The sequence below is a fragment of the Duganella sp. CY15W genome (assembly GCF_009857555.1).
GTDB lineage: Bacteria > Pseudomonadota > Gammaproteobacteria > Burkholderiales > Burkholderiaceae_D > Rugamonas > Rugamonas sacchari.
The window spans coordinates 1,147,212-1,168,322 of record NZ_WWCQ01000001.1 but is presented as its reverse complement, the minus strand read 5'-3'; the positions used below and the strand labels follow the sequence as shown (position 1 = coordinate 1,168,322).

Here is a 21,111-nt window from a genome sequence, read left to right as displayed (position 1 = left end):
CTGCAGATGACGCAGAAAATGAGCGCCGCCATCGCTTCCGAAGACTGGAAGACGCTGGCGGCGATTAACACGTTAATGGTCGCGACGCTGCCGCAGCTGGTGGCTCAGGGGCCGTTGAGCGCGGCCGAGCGGGCCGCCCTGTCGGCGCTGCACCAGATGCACAACGAAGCAGTCAGGCGCTGCAACCTTGCCACCGACACACTGGGACGCAAGTTGCAAGAAATGCAGGCAAACAAAGAGGGCTGGCTGGCTTATGCCCTCGACAGCGAACACGCAGATACCGGAATCCAAGCATGAGCATGACTCTCTCCAGCGCAGCGGCCAAGGCCGCCAAAGCCGACCAGGCCGACTTCACCGCACCTGTGGCGGCCAATAATTCTGCTATCGCGGCAGCGGCCGCCAACAGCGCCAATAACACCAGGAGCGCGCCGGTGGCCAAGCCGGCGCCCGCCAGCAACGGCGCCACTGCAGGCAACGCCAACAACACCAAGAACACCCAGCCGGCTGCGGCCAAGCCCAGCACCACTGCACAGAACACGCCGGGCCGCCAGGCTGCGCCAGCCGCGCAACCGCCGGAGCGCAACAGCGCCGCCGATGCCGCCGCGCAGCTGGCACAGGCCGCCGCTGATGCGGTGCCGGTCGTGGCGCCGCTGTTTTCCCAATTGCTGAACCTGACCGATGTCACCGCCGCCGGCGACGACAGCAAAACCGACACCAGCACCGATGTCGCCACGGACGCCACCGGCAGTGGTAGCGCCACCGCCAGCGCCGTGCTGCCCGCCATGGTCAGCTCGATGCTGAACCTGGCGACGCCGGTGCCGGCCACGCCGGTCGCCAGCACCGACAGCGACGCCGGCCGCATCGACGCCATCAGCGCCACTTCGACGCTGAACGCCAGCGCCACGCGCCTGAACCTGGCCGCCGCCAGCGTGGCCGTGATGCCGTCAGCGCCGGTCAGCGACGACAACGCCGCCGCCCAGGTCAACGCCAACCAGGCCGCCGTGCCGCAAAACATCTACAACCTGGCCAACAACGCCACACTGGCCGCCGCTGCCGCCCGCCAGCTGCAGGGCGATGCCAGCGCCGCCACCAGCGACACCCCGGTCCCGGCCGTCGATACCGCCGCACCGGTGGCGACCGATACCGTGGCCAGCGACACGCCCGTGATCGCCGCCAACACCCTGCGCGTGGCGCCACGCAGCGCCGATGTGGCCAGCAGCACTGCCAGCACCAGCGCGAGCGCGGCGCCAGCGCCAGGCTTCAGCAGCGCCGCCAGCAAGGACGATAGCAGCCACAGCTTTGCCACCACCGCGGCCAGCACCACCGTCAACGTGAACCAGAGCGCCACTCCGGCCACCACCAGCCAGGGCGCGACCACGGTCAAGCTGGCCGGCACGCCGGACCAGTGGCAGCAGCCGCTGCGCGACGCGCTCGGCGACCGCCTGCAAGTGCAGCTGCAACGCAATAACGACCACGCGGTGATCCGCCTGGAACCGCTGAATATGGGCAGCATCGAAATCTCGATCCGCCACAGCGCGGGCGCGCTGCAGGTCAACCTGTCGGCCAATAACAGCGAGGTGGTGCGTCAGCTCAACACCATCGGCGACAGCGTGCGCCAGGACCTGTCCAACAAGCAGTTCGTGGATGTGGCGGTGACCGTGTCGTCGTCGCGCGCCCAGGCCCAGGCCGACCAGGGCGGCCAGAATGGTAAAAATGGCCAGCAGCGCGGCCAGGATGACGGCCGCACGCCAGGCCGCGCACTGTCCGACGATGACAGCACTGCCACCTTTGCCATGACCGGGGAGTAATTCGCACAATGAAGAATATGAAAGTCATCATCGCCTTTGTCCTGGTCGCCGTGGTTGGCGCCGCCGTGGCCGGAGGCGCCGTCTGGTATATGTCGAAGGGTAACAGCGAAGAATCGGCCGCCGACGCCAAGGGCAAGGATGCCAAGGACGCCAAGAAAAAACCGGCCAAGAAGGAAGAGAAAAAATCCGAGCTGCCGCCCAAGTATCTGACGGTGGACAAGGTAGTGGTGATGCTCAAGGCCCAGCCAGGCGACAACCTGACGCATTACCTGTCGGCCGACCTGGTGGTCAGCACCGACGCCAAGCGCGAGAAGGAAGCCAAGGAAAACCTGCCGCTGCTGCGCAGCGTGGCCGTGCGGACCTTGTCCGGCCTGCCGATGGCCACCGCGCGCGTCATGACCATCGACCAGTTTGCCGCAGAATTGAACAAAGCGTTTGAGCACACCTTCGAAGAAGAAAACCGGGAAAAGCCGTTTGACGAAGTCATGATTGGCAAGCTCATCCTGGAGTAGGCCAAAGCAGCATGAACACAAGTGGAGCGGGCATGGGATATGTAGAGGAATTTGCAGACGCTTATGCCGAAAGCTACAGCGAGAACGGCAACGCGCCGTTCACGCACAGCGTAGCGGACGAGCAAAAGCATCTGCTGGCATATGCGCCGCTGGTCAAGCGCATCGTGCGCCAGCTCAATTCGCAAATCGCCGGCGCCATCGACCGCGACGATATGGAACAGATCGGCCTGATGGGGCTGCTGGAAGCGTTGCGCCGTTACGGCGAGCCGGACGGCGCCTTCGGCAGCTACGCCAGCTTGCGCATCCGCGGCGCGATCCTGGACGAGCTGCGCCGCCAGGACTGGCGTCCGCGCGCGGTGCGCCAGCAAAGCCACAAGCTGCGCGACGCCGTGCGCGCCCTCACCCGCAAGCTGGGCCACGAACCGACCGAGCATGAAATCATGAGCGGGCTGGGGCTGACGGCCGAAGCCTATCAGGCCTACCTGATGGACGAAAACGCCGAACTGATTGCCAGCTTTGACGAGGTGCTGCAGGAAAGCGTCAGCAACGACAGCGCGCCGAGCCCGGAAGAACAGCTGGTGGTGCGCCGCAGCCTGGAGCAGGCGTTGCGCGGTCTCGACGAGCGCGAACAGCGCGTGGTGCAGATGTACTACGAATTCGAGCTGAGCTACAAGGAAATCGCGGCCGTGCTGGACCTGACCGACGCCCGCGTGTGCCAGCTGAACAAGGCGGCGCTTAACAAAATGAAGGCAGTACTGCAAAGCGCCTGAGCACCGGTGCAGCGCAGCTAGGGATTAGAAAAATGACGCGGAAAGGCGAATCATCATGCAGCAAATAGTCGGCATACTCATAGTTTTAGGCAGCGTCTTCGGCGGCTTCTTCATGATGGGCGGGGCTTTCCATCAGATCTGGCAACCGATCGAGCTGATCGTGATTGCCGGTTCGGGCCTGGGCGCGCTGGTGATCGGTAACCCGAGCCATGTGTTGAAAGAGCTCGGCACGCAGATCAAGAAGATCATGAAGAAGAAGTACGACTCGGAGTTCCAGCGTCAGCTGCTGCTGCTGATGTACGAACTGCTGCAACTGGCCGCCGGCGGCCTGAAAGCGCTGGACGCCCACGTCGAGGCGCCCAAGGACAGCCCACTGTTCCAGCGCTATCCGCGCGTGCTGGATGAGCCGAAACTGCTGGCCTTCATCGTCGACAACTTCCGCCTGATGGCGATGGGCAAAATCAACGCACACGAACTCGAAGGCGTGCTGGACCAGGAACTGGAAGCCATCCACACCGAACAGGAACAGCCGGCCAAGTCGCTCAACAAGATCGGCGAGGCGATGCCGGGCTTCGGCATTCTGGCCGCCGTGCTGGGCATCGTGATTACCATGAACACCGTGAGCGAAGGCGCGACCTCGGGCGAGATCGCCGAGCACGTGGGCGCCGCCATGGTCGGTACCTTCATCGGTATTTTCTTCTGCTACGGCCTGATCGACCCGCTGTGCAATATGCTGAAACAGCTGGTCAACTCGGAAGCGGCCAACAAGGAAACCGTCAAGGTGGTGCTGGTGACCCACGTGGCCGGCAAACCGCCGCTGCTGGCGATTGACGCCGGCCGCCGCCTGGTGCAGCTCAACATCAAGCCGAGCTTCGCTCAGCTGGAACGCTGGATTAACGATCTGGAAGGCCGCGACAGCGAACCTTCGGATTCGGGACGCGGAGGCCGTGGTGCTAAAGCCGCATGACAAGGGGCATGACCAGACCATCGTCAAGCGCGGTGGCGGCAAGCACAAGCACGACGACCACGGCGGCGCCTGGAAGGTAGCGTTTGCCGACTTCTGTCTGGCGCTGATGTGTCTGTTCCTGGTGCTGTGGCTGATGGCGGCGCGTAATACCGAGTCGTTGCAGCAGATCCTGACCGAGGCCGATGGCGCCAAGACCGACCAGGGTAAAGGTGTGATGCCGGAACAGGTGGGCGGCCCGCGCGGCAGCCTGATCGACCGCTTCCCGATGCCGCACTTTGGCAATTCGGAATCGGAAGGCAAGCAGAAGGCCACGGCCGAGCAGACCGACGTGCCGACCACACCGTCGTCCAAGGTCAAGTACGACTCGCCCGATGACCTGACCCAGCTGTCCAAGGTGCTGACCAAGATGAGCGCCGAGGCCGGCCTATCGAGCAACCTCGAGTCCATCGTCACGCCGTATGGCTTGCGCGTGATGCTGCACGACACCGACCGCCAGGGCATGTTCGTGCGCGGCAGCGCCGTGCCGACCGACAAATTCCGCGCACTGCTGCGCAAGATGGGGCCGCTGTTCGCGCAAATGGACAACCAGATGCTGATTGTCGGCCACACCGATTCGCTGCAGTATGCCGACACCAGCTACGCCGCGTTCTCCAACTGGACGCTGTCGGCCAATCGCGCCATGTCGGCGCGCGCGCAGCTGCTGGCGGGCGGCATGAACCGCGAGTCCGTGCTGCAGGTGGTGGGCATGGCCGACCGCGCGCCGCTCGACACCAAGCGCGTCGATGCCGGCGTCAACCGCCGCATTGAATTGCTGATCCTGACCACGGCGCAAGCCAAGACCATCGCCACCATGTTTGGCGTACCCGATGCTGCCGATCCGCTGACTCACGATGTCGATACCGCCCTGCCGGACGCCACGCTGCTGCAGCAGCTGCGCAGCAAGCTCGGCGGCGACAGTCCGTTGCGTGATCCGCGCCGCAATAAATAAGAGTTCGTATGGAAACCAAGCCAACACGAGGCACCCGCATGAGAATCACGACTTCGACCCCGGACGGCATGGCCGTCCAGCGCGTGGCCGACAGCGCCCCAGTGGACGCCGCCGAAGCGCTCGCCGCCCCCGCGCCTGCGCGCCTGCAATCGGCGGTGCTGCAGCCCGCGCTGCAAGCGATGCGCGAGATGCCGGAAATCGACCAGGAAAAAGTGGACATGCTGCGCGATGCGCTGGCCAAGGGCGAGCTGCCGTTCGATCCCGCCAAGCTGGCCGGCCTGATCCAGCGTTTCCATGGGAGCGAGCAGTGAGTTTCAACACCCCGGGCGCGGCCGTTGCCGCGCTCTCCCGCCAGGACGCCATGCGCCTGCTGCTGGGCGGCATCGCCGACGATTTGCAAGCTTATCAAACCCTCAACACGCTGTTGCAGCAGCAGTTCCAGGCCGCGCTGCGCCACAAGGCGGCCGAACTCGGCCCGGTGGCCGAGGCGATTTCCACGCTGGTCGACACCATGCAGGCACGCCGCGTGCAGCGCGTGGCGCTGGTACAACGTCTGGTGGGGCCGGATGGCACCATGAAGCAGGCTTTTGCCTTGCTGAAAAATGCGGCACGGGAGAAAATGGAAGCGGACTGGAACACGCTGGAGCAGGCCGTCATTGAATGCAAGCGCATCAGCAAGCGCAATGGTGACCTGCTGGTAGAGCAATACAGCATCATGCAGCGCGTGCTGCATGGCGAGGAGCAGATTTATGCGCCAGCTTAACGGGGTCATGCAAAGCACCGCGCCCACTGCCGCAACCGTATCGAACATCACTGCCAGCCGTCCTGCCGCGGCGACTGGCGGCTTTGCCGCGTCCGGCGGCTTCAACACCACTTTCCAGCAAGTGCAGAGCGACGTCGCCGGCTTTATCGCCAACGGCGACGGCGGCTTCCGCAGCGACTTCCAGCCATCCTCCCAGCCCTCTTCCCAAGCCATGAGCTTGCAGGCCATGGCGCTGCGCAACCGCGCCAGCGGCGCCATCGCAGACGATGGCAACGGCGTCGACAGCGAGCTGCAGCAGCAGTTCCTGGCGTCGATCAAACCGTGGGCCGAGGAAACCGCCAGCAAGCTGGGCGTCTCGCCGGAACTGGTGGCGGCCCATGCGGCGCTGGAATCGGGCTGGGGCAAGCAGCCGCTGCGCAACGGCGCGGCCAGTGCCAACAACCTGTTCGGCCTCAAGGCCAGCGGCAACTGGCAAGGCGATGTGGCCGTGGCCAGCACCACCGAATACGAACATGGCGCCATGCTCAAGAAGACCGAACGCTTCCGCAGCTATCCCGACACCGCCAGCGCCTTCCGCGACTATGCCGATATGCTGACCAGCAATCCGCGCTACGCGGCCGCCCTCAACACTGGCAGCAATGCCCAGGCCTTCGCCAGCGGACTGGCCAAGGCCGGCTATGCCACTGACCCCAACTATGCAGACAAGCTGAGCAAGGTCGCCACGCAATTGCAGCGTGGCGGCGGACTTGCCCGCCTCACTCCGACGGAGAATTAGTCGTGACCGGCATCGAGACAGGTTCCACCGTGGCCACGCCTGTCACCCGGGCGCGGATCACCATGCCGTTGGCATTGCGCACGCGCACCGTGTCACCGCGCGCGCCGGCGTCCAATGCCTCGCCAGCCATGCTCACCTCGATCTGCTCGCGGCGCGCGATGATGTTGACCGGCTCGCCGCGCTTGACCACGGTCGGCGACGACAGCAAACCCTTGCGCAATACCTCGCCCGCGCGCAGCGCGCGCTTGCCGCTCATGCCCACCGCGTCCTGCGGATCGGTAATGCTGTCAGTAACACCAGACACGTCGTGGCGCTCCAGCAACAGGTCCTCATCTGCCAGAACTTTCCCCGCTGCCAAGTCGTTTGCCATGACTGCAATACGCGCCGACACCTGGGCGCGCACGATGAATTCATACCGCCAGCCTGGCGTGCCGCCGCAGACGGCGACAAAACGCATACGGCTCGGCAAGCGCGTATCGGCGCCCTGCACCGTGAGCGGCTGGCTGCAGGCGGCCAGCGGCCGTGTACCGGGCACCACTTCCAGCGTGAATTGCGGCTCGCTGAAACCGGCCGCTTCGACCCAGCGCTGCACATGCTGGCGCGCGGCTTTTTCCACCACGCCCGGCACTTGTTCCGCGGCCACCGGCACGGGCGCAGAAAAAGCGTTAAAAAGTGGAATGCAAACCAGCAACATTCCCGCCGAAACAGTTACAATACATTTGTTGAGCATGGGCAATACCTCTACTATGATGCCGGAGACGGTGGGCAACACAATGCCCGGCCGTCATTCTACATGCGGTGTAGCGGTTGTCACTCATGCTCATGCGTTTTACTGCAACGTCTACACAGGGGAAGACTATGGGGATTAACTTCAAGGATGCAGCAGGCGTCCATGGCGACGCGCTGGCGCTGCGCGCTGAACGCACCCGCATCCTGGCAGCCAATATCGCCAACGAAAACACGCCCGGCTTCCAGGCCCAGGACATGGACTTCAGCGCCACGCTGGCCAATGTGCAGGCCGAAGCCAGCGGCGATATCGGCGACGGCGGCGACAGCGCGCGCATGTACCGCGTGCCCTTCCACCCTACCCGCGACGGCAACACCGTGGAAATCGGCGTCGAACAGGCGGCCTTCTCGCAGAACGCCACCGACTTCCAGACCAGCCTGACCTTCCTCAACATGAAATTCAAAGGCCTGGCGAAAGCCATCAACGGCCAGTAACCGCAGGAGCGCCAGCATGTCCTTCAAGAATATTTCCGAGATCGCCGGCTCGGCCATGGCGGCCCAATCGGTGCGCCTCAATACGATTGCCAGTAACCTCGCCAATGCCGACTCCGTGGCCGGCACCGAAGGCGATACCTACCGCGCGCGCAAGCCGGTGTTTGCCGCCGTCATGAGCGACAGCCCGGCTGGCATGGCCAGCGCCGGCGGCAAGGTGCAGGTGCTGGACGTGGTGGAATCGTCGGAACCGCTGCGCCAGGTCTACGAACCAGGCAACCCGATGGCCAATGGCGAGGGCATGGTGTTCTATCCCAACGTCAACCAGGTGGCCGAGATGACCGACATGATGTCGGCCTCGCGCGCCTTTGAAACCAATGTTGAAGTCCTCGGCCGCATCCGCACGATGCAGCAGTCCCTCCTTAAACTCGGTGAAGGTTAAGCCATGAGCGTCAGTCTCCTCAATAACAATGCCAGCGGCAGCAATGCCGGCACCACTGCCAACATCACCGGCAATACCGCCAGTGAGACCTCGCAGATGTTCACCAAGCTGCTGGTGGCGCAGATCCAGAACCAGGACCCGCTGTCGCCGTCCGATCCGGCCCAGTTCGTGCAGCAGCTGACCCAGCTGTCGCAGACCGAATCGCTGCAAAACCTGACCACCATCACCAACGCCAGCGCCAGCGCGCTGTCCAGCCTGCAGGTGATGGCGCTGGGCGCCCAGGTCGGCTCCAACCTCATGGTCAGCAGCAAGTCGGTCCTCGTGGATGGCACCGGCAGCAAGATCAATGGCCAGACCACGCTGTCCGCCTCGAGCGCCAAGACCACGCTGGTGCTGACCGGCGCCGACGGCGTCAAGCACAACGTCAACCTGGGCACGCAAGCGCCGGGCACCGTGCCGTTCACCATCGATCCAGCCGCGCTGGGCCTGCCTGTGGGCACCTACAGCGTGGCAGTGGAAACCAGCAGCAAAGATACGCCTACCATCGACATCCAGGGCCGCCTCAACAGCGTGCGTCTGCTGTCCAGCGGCACCGTGCAGCTCAATGTCGCCAACATCGGCGACACCGGTTCCGACACCATTACCGCATTTGCCGGCAAAACTGCCACTCAATCTGCTCTCTAAAGGAAGGTCTCCATCATGAGTTTTGATATCGCATTGTCTGGCATCCAGGCCATCAACGATTCGCTGGACACCACCAGCCACAACATCGCCAACGCCGGCACCTACGGCTACAAAGCCAGCCGCACCAACTTTGCCTCGCTGGTCGCGGGCAACCAGGTCACGGGCGTGATGGTCGGCTCGACGACGCAGAACATCAGCCTGCAAGGCGGCATCCTGAACACCGGCCGCGCGCTGGACGCGTCCGTCAACGGCCGCGGCTTCTTCATCGCGCGCAACAGCGCCACCAACGAAACCCAGTACACCCGCGTCGGCATTTTTGATGCATCGAAAGACGGCTTCCTGATCGACGCGTCCAACCGCAAGATCCAGGGCTATCCGATCGACCCGAAAAGCGGCACCGCCGGCGCCCTGGGCGACCTGGCCATTCCGACCGGCTCGATTCCGGCCGTGGCGTCGGAAAAAGTCAGCTACATCGGCAACCTGTCGGCCGACTGGAATGCGCCGACCACGGCCTGGGTCACCCCGCCCACCCCGGCGGACGCACCGGATACCACCACCTTCAATATGTCCAAGGCGTCGGTGATCTACGACACCCTGGGTGGCAAGCATACGCTGACCCAGTACTTCGCCCGCACCGGCGCTGGCGGTCCCGCCACCGCGAACTCGGTGGACGTTCACTACGTGCTGGACGGCGTTGAAGTCGGCACGCCGACCACCATGACGTTCAGCCCGACCACCGGCCAGATGGTCACGCCCGACCCATCGGCCGATGCCGGCAGCATCACGCTGGACCTGACTGCGGTGACGACCACCAATGGCGGCGCGCTCAAGAGCGTGGTCATCAACTACACCGGCACCACCGGCTTTGCCGGCGAAGCCACCACCTCGACCAACAACGCCGACGGCTACTCGTCGGGCACCTTCAGCGGTGTGGCGCTGGGTACCGACGGTTCGGTGATCGCCAGCTACACCAACGGCCAGAAGCAGACCGTGGGCCGCCTGGCGCTGGCCACCTTCCCGGACGAAGGCGCGCTGACCGCGGTCAGCGACACCAGCTGGGTGACCTCGACCACCTCGGGTGAACCGCTGGTCAACGCGCCAGGCGTGGGCATGGGCGGCACCATCAACGTCGCCACGCTGGAACAGTCCAACGTCGACATCACCTCGGAACTGGTGGGGTTGATGACCTCGCAGCGCAACTACCAGGCCAACTCCAAGGTGATCCAGACCGAGAGCACCATGCTGCAGTCGCTGATGCAGGCTATCTAAGGCTGACCACACATGGACGCGCTGATCTACACCGCCATGAGCGGGGCCGAACGGGCCCTGCGCGGGCAACAGGTGCACGCCAACAACCTGGCCAACGCCGACACCACGGGCTTCCGCGCCAATATGGAACTGTCGGCGGCGCAAACCGTCAACGGTTACGGCTACGACGACCGTCACATGTCGCAGTTGCAGGCCAACTCCATTTCCGGCAAGACGGGCACGGTAAAAAGTACCGGCCGCGACCTGGACGTGGCAGTGGCCGGCAGCGGCTATCTGACCGTGCAGACCGGCGGCGCCGGCGAAGCCTACACCCGCGCCGGCAATATGGTGCTGGATGAAAACGGCACGCTGCGCATCAATGGCAACGTGGTGCTGGGCGAAGGCGGCCCGATCACCCTGCCCGACTACAAGGCCATCGACATCGGCGCCGACGGCACCATCTCGATCCAGGCGCCGGGCACCACCACCATGCAGGTGATCGACAAGCTGCGCCTGGTGAAGGCGGAAGCGTCCGAGCTGACCAAGAACGAAGCCGGCCTGCTGGTGCCGCGCAACGGCGGCCAGCTGGCCACCGATCCCACCGTGGTGCTGCGTCCCGGCCACCTGGAAGGCAGCAACGTCTCGGCGGTCGAGGAAATGGTCGCCACCATGAGCCTGAACCGTACGTTTGAAATTCAAATGAAGTTGTTCTCGTCCACCGATTCGATGACTGAAGCCGGTAACCGCCTGATTAGCGGTAGCTAATCCACTTCGACACTACAGGGAGAAATCATGAATCCAGCAATGTGGATCAGCAAGACCGGCGTGCAAGCCCAGGACCAGAAACTGCAGGCCATCGCCAACAACCTCGCCAATGCCAACACCGTCGGCTTCAAGCGCGACCGCGTGGTGTTTGAAGACCTGTTCTACTCGGTCGAGCAGCAGCCGGGCGCCCAGCGCGCCGACAACAACACGCTGAATCCGTCGGGCGTACAGCTCGGTAACGGCGTGCACATGGTCGGCACCCAGAAGGTGTTCACCCAGGGCATCCTGCAAACCACCCAGCGCGAGCTGGACATCTCGGTGATGGGCAACGGCTTCCTGTCGGTACGCCAGCCTGACGGCACCACCGCCTACACGCGCGCCGGCCAGCTGCAGGTGGACGCCAACGGCATCCTGGTCAACGCCAGCGGCCTGCCGCTGATCCCGCAGATCACCGTACCCGCCACCGCCACCGCGCTGACCATCGCCGAAGACGGCGTGGTGTCGGCCAAGATCGCCGACAACACCACGCCGCAGCAACTGGGCCAGTTGACCCTGACCAGCTTCATCAACCCGACCGGCCTGCTGGCCCTGGGTGAGAATCTGTTTGCGGAAACCCCGTCGTCGGGTACGCCAACCGAAGGCACGCCAGGCACCGCCCAGTGGGGCAAGATCAAGCAAGGCACGCTGGAAGGCTCGAACGTGCAGGTGGTGGAAGAAATGGTGGACATGATTGCTGCCCAGCGCACCTATGAAATGAACACCAAGGTGCTGTCGGCCGCCGACAATATGCTGCAATACCTGTCGCAGGCAGCACGCTGATGAAACCCGCACTGCGCAATCGGCCGGTGGCGCTGTTGCTGACGGCGCTGCTGACGGCGCTGTCGTTGGCGGGCTGCGCCCAGTTGCAGCCGCCAGCAGTGCGTCCCGGCCCGTCCGACGAACCGCCGCAGGTCAACCGCGTGAGCGGCCCCAAAGGCACTTCGGGCGGCGTCTTCAGCACCGACCTCAGCATGTCGCTGACCTCGGACAGCCGCGCTTTCCGCGTCGGCGACATCGTCACCGTGAACCTGCAGGAAACCACCCAGGCCAGCAAGAAGGCCGGGACCAGCTACTCCAAGAATTCCGCCGACAACATCAACGCGCCCAACCTGCTGGGCAAGACCTTCGGCAAGGCCGCGGTGGGCCTGGGCGCCTCCAACACCTTTGCCGGCGACGCCACCAGCACCCAGCAGAATGCGCTGAGCGGTGCGATCACCGTGATCGTGCAGGAAGTGCTGCCGAACGGCCTGCTGCGCGTGTCCGGCGAAAAAACCCTGACCCTGAACAATGGCGAAGAATTCGTCCGTCTGCGCGGCTACCTGCGCGCGGCCGATATCGATGCCGACAACCAGGTGTCCTCGCTGCGCATTGCCAATGCGCGCATCGCCTATTCGGCGCAGGGCACGCTGGCCGATACGCAGCAGCCGGGCTGGCTGTCGCGTTTCTTCAACGGCCCATTGATGCCGTTTTAAGCTTAACCAAGGGGTGATCCCATGAATTTCCGCAAGCTACTCCTGGTCTTGCCGCTGGCGCTGAGCCTGGGCCTGGGCGCCTCCGCGCCAGTGCAGGCGGCGCAGGTGCTGCGCAACCTGGTCGCCATCGAAGGCGTGCGCGACAATCCGCTGGTCGGCTACGGCCTCGTGGTCGGCCTCAACGGCAGCGGCGACTCGACCCAGGTCAAGTTCTCCAGCCAGTCCGTGATCAATATGCTCAAGCAGTTTGGCGTCAAGGTGCCGGATGGTACTGACGCCAAGTCCAAGAACGTCGCCACCGTGATGGTGTCGGCGGTGTTCCCGCCTGGCTACCGCAAGGGCCAGAGCATCGACGTGGTGGTATCGTCCATGGGCGACGCCAAGAGCCTGCGCGGCGGCGCCCTGCTGCTGACCCCGCTGCGCGCGGCCGACGGCGAAGTCTACGCACTGGCGCAAGGCAATGTGGTGGTGGGCGGCTTCAGCGCCCAGGGCAAGAGCGGTTCCTCGATCACGGTCAACACGCCGACCTCGGGCCGCATTCCCAGCGGCGCCAATATCGAACGCGAAATCGCTACCGACTTCATCAGCAAGCCGACCGTGCGCCTGTCGCTGCGCCACCCGCACTTCCAGACCGCTACCAACATCGTCGATTCGATCAACAAGCGCTTTGGCGACATCGCCACCGCCAGCGACGCCACCAGCGTCGACGTGGTGGCGCCCGCCAATCCGACCCAGCGCGTAGCCTTCATGGCCAAACTGGAGTCGCTCAACATTGACGTCGGCGAAGACGCACCGAAAGTGGTGTTCAACTCGCGCACCGGGACCGTGGTGATTGCCGAAGGCCTGCGCGTGCGCGCGGCCGCCGTCACCCACGGCTCGCTGAAAGTCGTGATTTCCGAATCAACCAAGGTCAGCCAGCCGAACGCACTGGCCGGCGGCCAGACCATCGCCACGCCGCAGTCGCAGGTCACGGCCGACCAGGGCCCGGCGCAGATGTTCAAATGGCCGGCCGGCGCCAAGCTGCAATCGATTATCGACGTGGTCAACAGCCTGGGCGCCACCCCGGACGACATCATGGCCATCCTGCAAGCACTGGACCAGGCCGGCGCCATCGAAGGCGAACTGGTGGTTATCTAAGGACACGCCATGGACTACAACAGCTTCGATCCCTCCCGCCTGCTGGACAAGGGCGTCGCCGGCCAGCTCAGCGGCACCCACGTGGCGCCACAGCCGGCCGCGGCCGGCGACAGCGTCGATCCGGCCTACCGCGCCAAGGCCACCGAGGCCGCCGTCAAGTTTGAAAGTTTCTTCATCGGCCACATGCTGCACCAGATGCGCGACGGCACGCGCGCCCTGGCCTCCGACGACGCGCCCAAAGACCGCATCAATGATGACATGCTGGACATGGCCGACAACCTGGTGGCCGACCAGCTGGCCGGCAAGCGCGCGTTCGGCGTGGCCGACGCCATCCTGCGTCAATTGTTGCCTCCACAGCAAGCTGTCACGGCGACTAATGTTTCTAGTTCGCAAAATTTCACCAAGCCGCTTAATCCGCAGCAATAAACGGTCGCCCGTTACTGATATCGGACCAGTGGGCGCCAGCCCTCATGCAGCGCACCACGGGCCCCTCGGACTTCACCAGGAAAGACCCGCTCCATGACCATCACGAATAACGCACTGTCGGGCGCCCTGGCCGCCCAGGCCGCACTGAACGCTGTCAGTCAGAATATCGCCAACGCGCAAACCAAGGGCTATACGCGCCAGGGTGTGCTGCTGGTGGCGACCGCGTCTGACGCCAGCGCCAACTCGCCAGGCAACGGCGTGCAGATCGGCTCCCTGCTGCGTTTCAGCGACTCGTACAAATCCCAGCAGATGTGGCGCGCCGCCTCCGACCTGGGCCAGCGTTCGCAAGTGCAGCCTTACCTGAGCCAGCTGGAAACCGTGATGAGCGCCGACAAGTCCAGCATCAGCTATGGCGTCGACAACTTCTTCAAGGCCCTGAACGCGGCCGGCGTCGATCCCACCTCGACCCCGCTGCGCCAGCAGGTGATTACCGCGGCCGATTCGATGTCGCAGCAGTTCAACAGCATCTACAACCTGACCGCCAACCAGCTGATCTCGGTCCAGCAGCAGCAGACCGCGATCCTGCCGTCGCTGAATGAATCGCTGTCCGGGATTGCCGCGCTGAACCAGCAGATCGTGTCGCTGGGCGCTACCGGCACCAACACCTCGGCCCTGCTCGACAAGCGCGAACAGCTCATCGACAGCGTCGCCTCGCAGGTGGCGGTGGAAGTCATCAACAATCCGGACGGCACCGCCTCGGTCTCGCTCAAGAGCGGCCAGCCGCTGGTGGTGTCCAACCTGGCGGCCAACCTGAACTACGTGAGCACCTCGGGCGCCAGCACGCTGACACTGACGTTTGCCAACACCAGCTTCAAGCTGGACGACACCAAGGTGGGCGGCCAGCTGGGCGGCCTGGGCGACTTCCGCGACAACACGCTGAAGCCGCTGCAAAAGTCGATTTCCGAAATCGCCGAGCAAATGTCGCAGAAGATCAACGATACGCTGACCTCCGGCTTCAAGAGCGACGGCACGGCCGGTGTGGCGATGCTGTCGTTCAACCCGACCAGCGCCACCGGCCTGCTGCAAGTTGCCAGCGGCTTCCTGACCACCGACCTGGCGTTTTCCAGCGATGGCACGCCGGGCGACAGCGGCAACCTGCAAAAACTGGTGGACGTCAAAGGCCAGCCGATCAACCTGACCTCGATCGGCAGTGTGCTGCTGGGCGACGCCGACACCCAGATCGTCGGCAAGCTGGGCATCAGCAGCCAGCAAAACCAGTCGCAGCTGAAAACTGCCACCACCATCCGTTCCCAGGCCGAAGACGACTGGAAATCAACCAGCGGCGTCAACACGGACGAGGAAGCCATCAACCTGGTGGAATTCCAGAATATGTATCAAGCGAACATGAAGGTGATTGCGGTCGCCAACACCCTGTTCGACTCGACGCTGCAAATGTTCGGTTAAGGAGAGCCTGAATGCGTATCGCCACCAGCCAGTTCCAGGCCACCATGAACCGCGGCCTGCAAGACAACCAGAGCGCCCTGTCCTCGTTGACCGAGCGCATCGCCAGCGGCAAGGCCATCCAGGTGCCGTCGGACGATCCGGTCACCGCCGTGCGCCTGTCGCGCCTGAACCGCGAAGAAGCCATCGTCGGCCAGTACCGCGACAACATCTCGGCCATCAAGATCCGCCTGTCGACCAACGAGACCTATCTGACCAGTATGGTCAACGACATCACCCAGAGCCACGACCTGCTGGTGTGGGCCTCGGACGGCAGCAATACCGGCGACGACCTGAAAGCCATGGTCACTTCAATGACCGCGCTGCGCGACAGTATTTACTACAGCGCCAACGAGAAAGACCAGGAAGGCCGCTACCTGTTCTCGGGCACGCTGACCAATACCCCGTCGATCAGCTACGACGCTACCGCGCCGGCCGGCTCGCGCTACACCTTTACCGGCAACACCAACGAGCAGAAATCGGTGGTCGGCAATGGCATCACGCAAACCGTCAACGTTGACGTCAAGGGCCTGGAGTCGCTGCTGAACCAGATGGACACCACGATCGACCAGCTGTCGCAGCCAGGCATCACCGCTTCGACGCCATCGCTGCAGGCTGCCATCAAAGCCAATATGGACGGCGCGGCCGACACCCTGACCCTGGTGTCGGGCAAGGTCGCCAGCTTCGGCGGCGCGCAAAACGTCATGGCCACGCTGGACGGCAACCACGCCAACGTCAGCCTGTCCAACCAGACCGCGATCCTGGACCTGGGTTCGCTGGACATGACCACGGCAGTCACCGAGATGAACGGCTACAACACCGCGTTGCAAGCGTCCTACAAGGCGTATGCCAAGGTCAGCGGCCTGTCGCTGTTTAACATCCTGTAACCCTTTCCGGCCCTAAGCGTATGCAAATCACGTCCACATCCACACCCCAAGTCATTGTTCCCGGCGCCAATGCCGGCAATGCCACTGCGGTGGACGGCACATCGCTGGGGCTCAACGGCGAAAACGCCGCCACCGCGACGCCGGTCACGCCGACGCCGAATTCGGCGGCGCCGCTGCGCCGTGGCCTGAACAACTGGGACCAGCCGCTGCAAGGCGACATCTCGGGCGCCCAGCAGGCGCTCGACTTCCTCGAACAAAGCGCGGCCCAGCTGCGCAACCTCAAGGCGGACCTCAGCGCCCGCCTGGCCAACCGCCAGCGCGCCGATGGCGCCGTCGAAGCGCGCGTGCGCCAGTTCAGCAATAGCTGGCGCAACCGCAGCACGGCGTCCGGCGGCACGCTGGATGCGCGCCTGAATTTCAGCACCAAGGGCACCAATACCCAATTTACGATCCGCGGCATGAACCTGGGCAATCTGCGTTCGGGCGGCCGCGAAGTGCTGGCCATCTCGGTCGGCGGCGGCCAGAACGTGCGCTCGGTGGTGCTGGAACCGGGCTTGTCCGACAGCCAGATCGCCCAGCGTTTCGACGAAGCGCTGGCGCCGGCCGGGGTGCGCGCCGCCATCAATAGCGACGGCCAGTTGGCGTTTTCCACCGCCGAATCGCAGTGGACCAATGTGCGTGACACTATCGCCGTGCAAGGCGGCGGCGTGCGCTTCCCTGCGGGCCAGCTGAACCGGGTCAAGGCGGAATCGGAATCGGCCGACATCGAACCGGACAGCTGGAACACCTCGGATCTGGATGGCATCCGCGCCACGCTGCAGCAGGTGGTGCAGGCGCTGGCCAAGGTCGAGCAGTCGATCGCCTCCGTGCATCAGGCGCTGGCGCAAGTCAGTGCGCGCGTACAGAGCGCGGCGCCGGTGGCCACCAAGAACGGCATGGACCAGGTGGCGCAGAACTTCGTCAGCACCACCAAGCAGCCCGGCTATCAGTCGCTGCTGTCGATCACTTCGGCGCTGGCCGGCATCAGCCGCGAGCGCGTGATCTCCCTGCTGAGCCTGCGTTAATTCAGCAGACTGATGCCGCGCTGCGCCAGCGCGGTGAACTCGTCCGGCGGCAGCGCGCCGGCAAACACAAATCCCTGCGCGTAATCGCAACCGGCCATGGCCAGCAAGCCGCTTTGCGCCGCCGTTTCCACGCCCTCCGCCACCACCCGCAATCCCAGCTTGTGCGCCATGACGATGAGCGCCTCGCACATGGCCAGGTCGCCGCTGTCGTGGGCCAGGTGCTGGATGAAGCTGTGATCGAGCTTGAGCAGGTCGATGCCGAAATGCTTGAGATGCGAGAGCGAGGAGTAGCCGGTGCCGAAGTTATCCAGCGCCACCTGCAAGCCCATCTCGCGCAGGTCGCGCAAGCGCTCGCTGGCGCGCGCGGCGCCGTCCAGCAGCACCCCTTCGGTAATTTCCAGCACGATGCTGCGCACCGGCAGTCCCAGCTGGGTGGCGTAGTTCAGCCACGACACGTACAGCGCGGTATCGCCGCGCAGCTGCGTGGCCGACTGGTTGATGCTGACCTGGAAGCCCGCGCCCAGCTGCTCGTGCCAGCGGCGTGCCTGCTGCGCGGCCTGGCGGAACACCCAGTCGCCGATCTCCAGCATCAGGCCGCCTGACTCGGCAAACGGCAGGAACTCCGACGGCGCCAGCAGCCCGCGCTGCGGATGGCGCCAGCGCAGCAGGGCTTCAGCCCGCTCCACCTTGCCGTTCTGCAGATTGACGATGGGCTGGTAGTGCAGCTCGAACTGCTCCAGCGACAGCGCCGAGCGCAGGTCCAGCGTGACCTGCTGGCGTGCCTGGGCCGCCAGCTGCAGGTCCGGCGTGAAGTAGCTGTAGCGGTTGCGGCCGCCCTGCTTGGACGCGTACATGGCCTGGTCGGCGCTGCGCACCAGCTCTTCCGCTGTGCCCGCATCGGACGGGAACAGGGCAATGCCGACGCTGGCAGAAATCGAGGGCTGCGCGGCGCCCAGCGCCAGCGGCCGGTTCAGCAGGGTCAGCATGCTCTGGGCGATGCGGTCGACGCTGCTGACCTGGTCCAGCCCGGACAGGATCACGGTGAACTCATCGCCGCCCAGCCGCGCCACCGTATCCGAACTGCGCACGCACAAGCCGATGCGGCGCGCCGCTTCCACCAGCACGGCATCGCCCTGCTCGTGGCCCAGCAGGTCGTTGATGTCCTTGAAATCGTCGAGGTCGATGAACAGCAGCGCCAGCTGCACATTCTCGCGCCGCGCCTTTTTCATTTCCTGGTTCAGGCGGTCATTGAACATATGGCGGTTGGGCAGCGCGGTGAGCGCGTCAAAATTGGCCTGCTGCCAGATCAGTTCCGCCGAGGCGCGGGTATCGGTAATGTCGCTGACCAGCGCCAGCGCGCCGCGGTAGCTGCCGTCCGCATCAAAGATCGGATTGGTGGCCAGCGTGGCCCACAGGTCGCTGCCGTCCTTGCGCAGGAATTTGAATTCGTGGCGTTCGGCCATGCCCTGCTGGCGGCGCGCGATATTGCGCTCAAGGATGGTGCGGCCCTCCTCGTCCATGAACGCCACCAGTGGCTGCTCCAGCATTTCCTCGATGGTGTAGCCCAGCATCTGCGCCATCTTCGGATTGACAAAGCTGGTGCGCGCGGCGGCGTCGATTTCCCAGATGCCTTCCTCGGCGTTGTGGACGATGCGGCGGAAGCGTTCCTCGCTGCGTTCCAGCGCTGCCATCTTGCCTTCCGCGAGTTCCAGCACCACGCGGATGGTCTGGCCGGTGCTGTCGGCGCTGGCGCGCAGCGACACCGGAAAACCCTGCTGGTTGCGGTGGCGCAGCATCTGCAGGTCGCACTGCTCTGGCTGGGTGGTGTTGATGGCCCGCCGCAGGAAACGGTCGAAGTCCTCATGGAAGCGCGGCGCGATGAACTGGCGCAGCGGCAGCCGCTCCGGATTGGCGCGTGCAATCCCAAGCAGGTCCGCGCCTACCACGTTCATTTGCAGGATGCTGGTGTCCGGCGCGAGCACGAAGTAGCCGACCGGCGCCAGCAGATAAATATCATTGAACCAGTCTGGTTCCATCTCGGCGCCCATCACCGCAAATGGCGTGAGCGACGGCGCAAGTGCAGCCGCGTCGGCAAACACGGCCATTCCTGGCAATTCAGCGTGCATAGTCTTATCCATACACCCCCTCGTTGATGTCTTTAGACTAACATCACACGAGAGCGATGTCGAGCGTACCAGCTATCGGGAACGGTGTGCGCGGTTCAAGCGTTGTTCTGCGCGCCGTTGCAGCGCTTCAAACAGCAGGCTGAGTAGCCAATAGATAGCGGCTGCGGCCAGATAGAGCGGCAGCGGCTGGAAGGTAGTGGCAATCACTTCCTTGGTCGAGAGCATGAGTTCCGTCAGCGTAATCACCGACACCAGCGAGGTGTCCTTGATGAGGCTGATGAGCGTATTGCTCATGGCCGGCACCGCCACGCGCAGCGCCTGCGGCAGCACCACGTGGTACAGCGTGCGCCAGTAGCCCAGTCCCAGACTGTAGCTGGCGGCCCACTGCCCCTGGCTGACTGCGGCAATCGCGCCGCGCAGGCTTTCCGACAGAAACGCGCCCGAGTTCAGACTGAGCGCCAGGATCCCGGCCGTCACTGGCGTGAACTCGATACCGATGCTGGGCAGGCCGTAGTAGATCACAAACATCTGCACCAGCAGCGGCGTGCCGCGCATCAGGCTGACATACACATTGGCCGGCCACGCCAGCACGCGGTAAGGCAGCATCCGCACGATCGCCACCGGAAAACCGATCAGCAAGCCGCCCAGCATGGCTGCCAGCGCGAACAGCACCGTATAGCCGGCGCCGCGCAACATGACCGGCGCGGCCTCGCGCAGCAGCTCCAGCCATTCCATGGATTATGGCGCCTTGCTGACGTCAGTGCCGAACCATTTCAGCGAAATGGCTTTCAGGCTGCCATCGGCGGCGGCATCGGCCAGCACCTTGTTCAGCGCCTGCCTGAACTGCGGATTACCTTTCTGGAACGGGATGCCCATGCGCTCCACGGCGCCGACCTGCGCACCGGCCTTGATCGGCAGCCTGGAGATTTTCAGCAGATAGGCCGACATCAGGCTATCGTTGAGCGCGGCGTCGATACGGCCGGAGGCCAGGTCCGCCATGGTCTCCGGCGCGGCCGCATAGCTGCGCACCTCGATGCCCGGCACCGCCTTGGCCTGCTGCTCGTAGACACTGCCCTGCCCGACGCCGAGCTTTTTGCCCTTCAGTTCGGCCAGCGATTTATATGTGGCGGTCTCGTTCTTGCGCACGATCAGCTGCGGCACGGAATAGATATACGGTTCGGAGAAATCAAACGCCTGCTCGCGCTTGGGGTTGATGCCGACCTGGGAAATGATCACGTCATACTTGTTGGCCGACAGCCCGGCCAGGATGCTGGCCCATTCGCTGGTGACAAACTCCACCTTGAGGCCCAGCTTGCCCGCGACCAGGCGCGCGACATCGACATCGTAGCCAGCCAGCTCGCCATTCTTCTCGCGGTAGTTAAACGGCGGATAGGTACCTTCCATGGCGACCTTGAGCGTGCCGCGCGCCTTGACGGCGCCCAGCAGATCGGCGGCCATGGCCGGCAAGGCGGCACACAGCGCCAGCATCAATACGAAATCCCGTTCGCGCATGAAATCCC

Annotated in this window: 25 protein-coding genes; 21 read left to right on the top strand and 4 right to left on the bottom strand. The window is 64.3% G+C overall.

Features of this window, described 5'->3' with window-relative positions; genetic code table 11:
- The first annotated feature begins 18 nt into the window (after positions 1–18).
- Genes GTP58_RS05540 through GTP58_RS05500 form a run of 9 tightly spaced genes read left to right on the top strand, consistent with a single transcriptional unit; the run spans position 19 to position 6,583 of the window.
- Positions 19–297, top strand: coding sequence for a hypothetical protein (locus tag GTP58_RS05540; protein WP_229215430.1), 279 nt, complete (start codon positions 19–21; stop codon positions 295–297).
- The gene (locus tag GTP58_RS05535; protein ID WP_161076591.1) at positions 294–1,808 is read left to right on the top strand and encodes a flagellar hook-length control protein FliK; all 1,515 of its coding nucleotides are present in this window, start codon (positions 294–296) and stop codon (positions 1,806–1,808) included. The genes GTP58_RS05540 and GTP58_RS05535 overlap by 4 nt, the downstream gene beginning before the upstream one ends.
- Positions 1,809–1,816: 8 nt before the next feature.
- Positions 1,817–2,320 (top strand): flagellar basal body-associated FliL family protein, encoded by a 504-nt coding sequence (locus GTP58_RS05530; RefSeq protein ID WP_084560094.1) that lies wholly within the window; start codon positions 1,817–1,819, stop codon positions 2,318–2,320.
- Positions 2,321–2,352: 32 nt separating this feature from the next.
- The gene (gene fliA / locus GTP58_RS05525; RefSeq protein ID WP_161076590.1) at positions 2,353–3,090 is read left to right on the top strand and encodes an RNA polymerase sigma factor FliA; all 738 of its coding nucleotides are present in this window, start codon (positions 2,353–2,355) and stop codon (positions 3,088–3,090) included.
- Between the two features lie 55 nt (positions 3,091–3,145).
- Positions 3,146–4,057, top strand: a complete 912-nt coding sequence (gene motA, locus GTP58_RS05520; RefSeq protein WP_072784233.1) for a flagellar motor stator protein MotA — start codon at positions 3,146–3,148, stop codon at positions 4,055–4,057.
- A complete protein-coding gene (locus tag GTP58_RS05515) occupies positions 4,041–5,045 on the top strand; it encodes a flagellar motor protein MotB (RefSeq protein ID WP_161076589.1) in 1,005 nt (334 codons plus the stop codon). Before motA ends, GTP58_RS05515 begins: the two co-directional genes overlap by 17 nt.
- 38 nt (positions 5,046–5,083) lie before the next feature.
- Positions 5,084–5,356, top strand: coding sequence for a flagellar biosynthesis anti-sigma factor FlgM (locus GTP58_RS05510; protein WP_161076588.1), 273 nt, complete (start codon positions 5,084–5,086; stop codon positions 5,354–5,356).
- Positions 5,353–5,808, top strand: coding sequence for a flagellar export chaperone FlgN (gene flgN / locus GTP58_RS05505; protein WP_229255667.1), 456 nt, complete (start codon positions 5,353–5,355; stop codon positions 5,806–5,808). The genes GTP58_RS05510 and flgN overlap by 4 nt, the downstream gene beginning before the upstream one ends.
- Positions 5,795–6,583 (top strand): glucosaminidase domain-containing protein, encoded by a 789-nt coding sequence (locus GTP58_RS05500; protein WP_161076587.1) that lies wholly within the window; start codon positions 5,795–5,797, stop codon positions 6,581–6,583. Before flgN ends, GTP58_RS05500 begins: the two co-directional genes overlap by 14 nt.
- On the opposite strand, the gene flgA is transcribed toward GTP58_RS05500, so the two are convergent.
- Positions 6,564–7,226 carry a flagellar basal body P-ring formation chaperone FlgA gene (flgA, locus tag GTP58_RS05495; RefSeq protein WP_373924699.1) on the bottom strand — a complete coding sequence of 221 codons (663 nt, stop codon included), beginning with the start codon at positions 7,224–7,226 and terminating at the stop codon, positions 6,564–6,566. The genes GTP58_RS05500 and flgA overlap by 20 nt on opposite strands.
- A 215-nt stretch (positions 7,227–7,441) precedes the next feature.
- Between flgA and flgB the strand changes: the two genes are divergently transcribed.
- The 12 genes from flgB (at position 7,442) to GTP58_RS05435 (ending at position 17,465) form a co-directional block, all read left to right on the top strand.
- On the top strand, positions 7,442–7,804 hold the full coding sequence (flgB, locus tag GTP58_RS05490) for a flagellar basal body rod protein FlgB (protein WP_072784220.1): 363 nt from the start codon (positions 7,442–7,444) through the stop codon (positions 7,802–7,804).
- A 16-nt stretch (positions 7,805–7,820) separates the two neighbouring features.
- Entirely contained in the window at positions 7,821–8,243 is a 423-nt protein-coding gene (flgC, locus tag GTP58_RS05485) for a flagellar basal body rod protein FlgC (RefSeq protein ID WP_072784217.1), read from the top strand.
- A gap of 3 nt (positions 8,244–8,246) precedes the next feature.
- Positions 8,247–8,927, top strand: coding sequence for a flagellar hook capping FlgD N-terminal domain-containing protein (locus tag GTP58_RS05480; protein WP_072784214.1), 681 nt, complete (start codon positions 8,247–8,249; stop codon positions 8,925–8,927).
- 15 nt (positions 8,928–8,942) lie between these two features.
- On the top strand, positions 8,943–10,196 hold the full coding sequence (locus GTP58_RS05475; RefSeq protein ID WP_161076585.1) for a flagellar hook protein FlgE: 1,254 nt from the start codon (positions 8,943–8,945) through the stop codon (positions 10,194–10,196).
- 12 nt (positions 10,197–10,208) lie between these two features.
- On the top strand, positions 10,209–10,940 hold the full coding sequence (locus GTP58_RS05470) for a flagellar basal body rod protein FlgF (protein WP_072784210.1): 732 nt from the start codon (positions 10,209–10,211) through the stop codon (positions 10,938–10,940).
- A 27-nt stretch (positions 10,941–10,967) separates the two neighbouring features.
- Positions 10,968–11,759, top strand: coding sequence for a flagellar basal-body rod protein FlgG (gene flgG, locus GTP58_RS05465; protein ID WP_167544276.1), 792 nt, complete (start codon positions 10,968–10,970; stop codon positions 11,757–11,759).
- Positions 11,759–12,451 carry a flagellar basal body L-ring protein FlgH gene (gene flgH, locus GTP58_RS05460; protein ID WP_161076584.1) on the top strand — a complete coding sequence of 231 codons (693 nt, stop codon included), beginning with the start codon at positions 11,759–11,761 and terminating at the stop codon, positions 12,449–12,451. The genes flgG and flgH overlap by 1 nt, the downstream gene beginning before the upstream one ends.
- Positions 12,452–12,472: 21 nt before the next feature.
- The gene (locus tag GTP58_RS05455) at positions 12,473–13,588 is read left to right on the top strand and encodes a flagellar basal body P-ring protein FlgI (protein WP_072784203.1); all 1,116 of its coding nucleotides are present in this window, start codon (positions 12,473–12,475) and stop codon (positions 13,586–13,588) included.
- A gap of 9 nt (positions 13,589–13,597) precedes the next feature.
- The gene (locus tag GTP58_RS05450; RefSeq protein ID WP_161076583.1) at positions 13,598–14,014 is read left to right on the top strand and encodes a hypothetical protein; all 417 of its coding nucleotides are present in this window, start codon (positions 13,598–13,600) and stop codon (positions 14,012–14,014) included.
- Between the two features lie 93 nt (positions 14,015–14,107).
- Positions 14,108–15,478 (top strand): flagellar hook-associated protein FlgK, encoded by a 1,371-nt coding sequence (gene flgK, locus GTP58_RS05445; protein WP_161076582.1) that lies wholly within the window; start codon positions 14,108–14,110, stop codon positions 15,476–15,478.
- Positions 15,479–15,489: 11 nt separating this feature from the next.
- Positions 15,490–16,401 carry a flagellar hook-associated protein FlgL gene (gene flgL, locus GTP58_RS05440; protein ID WP_072784195.1) on the top strand — a complete coding sequence of 304 codons (912 nt, stop codon included), beginning with the start codon at positions 15,490–15,492 and terminating at the stop codon, positions 16,399–16,401.
- A 20-nt stretch (positions 16,402–16,421) separates the two neighbouring features.
- Positions 16,422–17,465, top strand: coding sequence for a hypothetical protein (locus GTP58_RS05435; RefSeq protein WP_161076581.1), 1,044 nt, complete (start codon positions 16,422–16,424; stop codon positions 17,463–17,465).
- Here the strand turns inward: GTP58_RS05435 and GTP58_RS05430 are convergent.
- From GTP58_RS05430 to GTP58_RS05420, 3 genes are read right to left on the bottom strand one after another with little or no spacing between them, the layout of a single operon-like run.
- Positions 17,462–19,603, bottom strand: a complete 2,142-nt coding sequence (locus GTP58_RS05430) for a bifunctional diguanylate cyclase/phosphodiesterase (protein ID WP_229215428.1) — start codon at positions 19,601–19,603, stop codon at positions 17,462–17,464. The two genes, GTP58_RS05435 and GTP58_RS05430, sit on opposite strands and share 4 nt — an antisense overlap.
- Before the next feature lie 60 nt (positions 19,604–19,663).
- On the bottom strand, positions 19,664–20,326 hold the full coding sequence (locus GTP58_RS05425) for an amino acid ABC transporter permease (RefSeq protein ID WP_072784187.1): 663 nt from the start codon (positions 20,324–20,326) through the stop codon (positions 19,664–19,666).
- A gap of 3 nt (positions 20,327–20,329) precedes the next feature.
- Positions 20,330–21,103, bottom strand: coding sequence for a transporter substrate-binding domain-containing protein (locus GTP58_RS05420; RefSeq protein WP_161076580.1), 774 nt, complete (start codon positions 21,101–21,103; stop codon positions 20,330–20,332).
- Positions 21,104–21,111 lie beyond the last annotated feature (8 nt).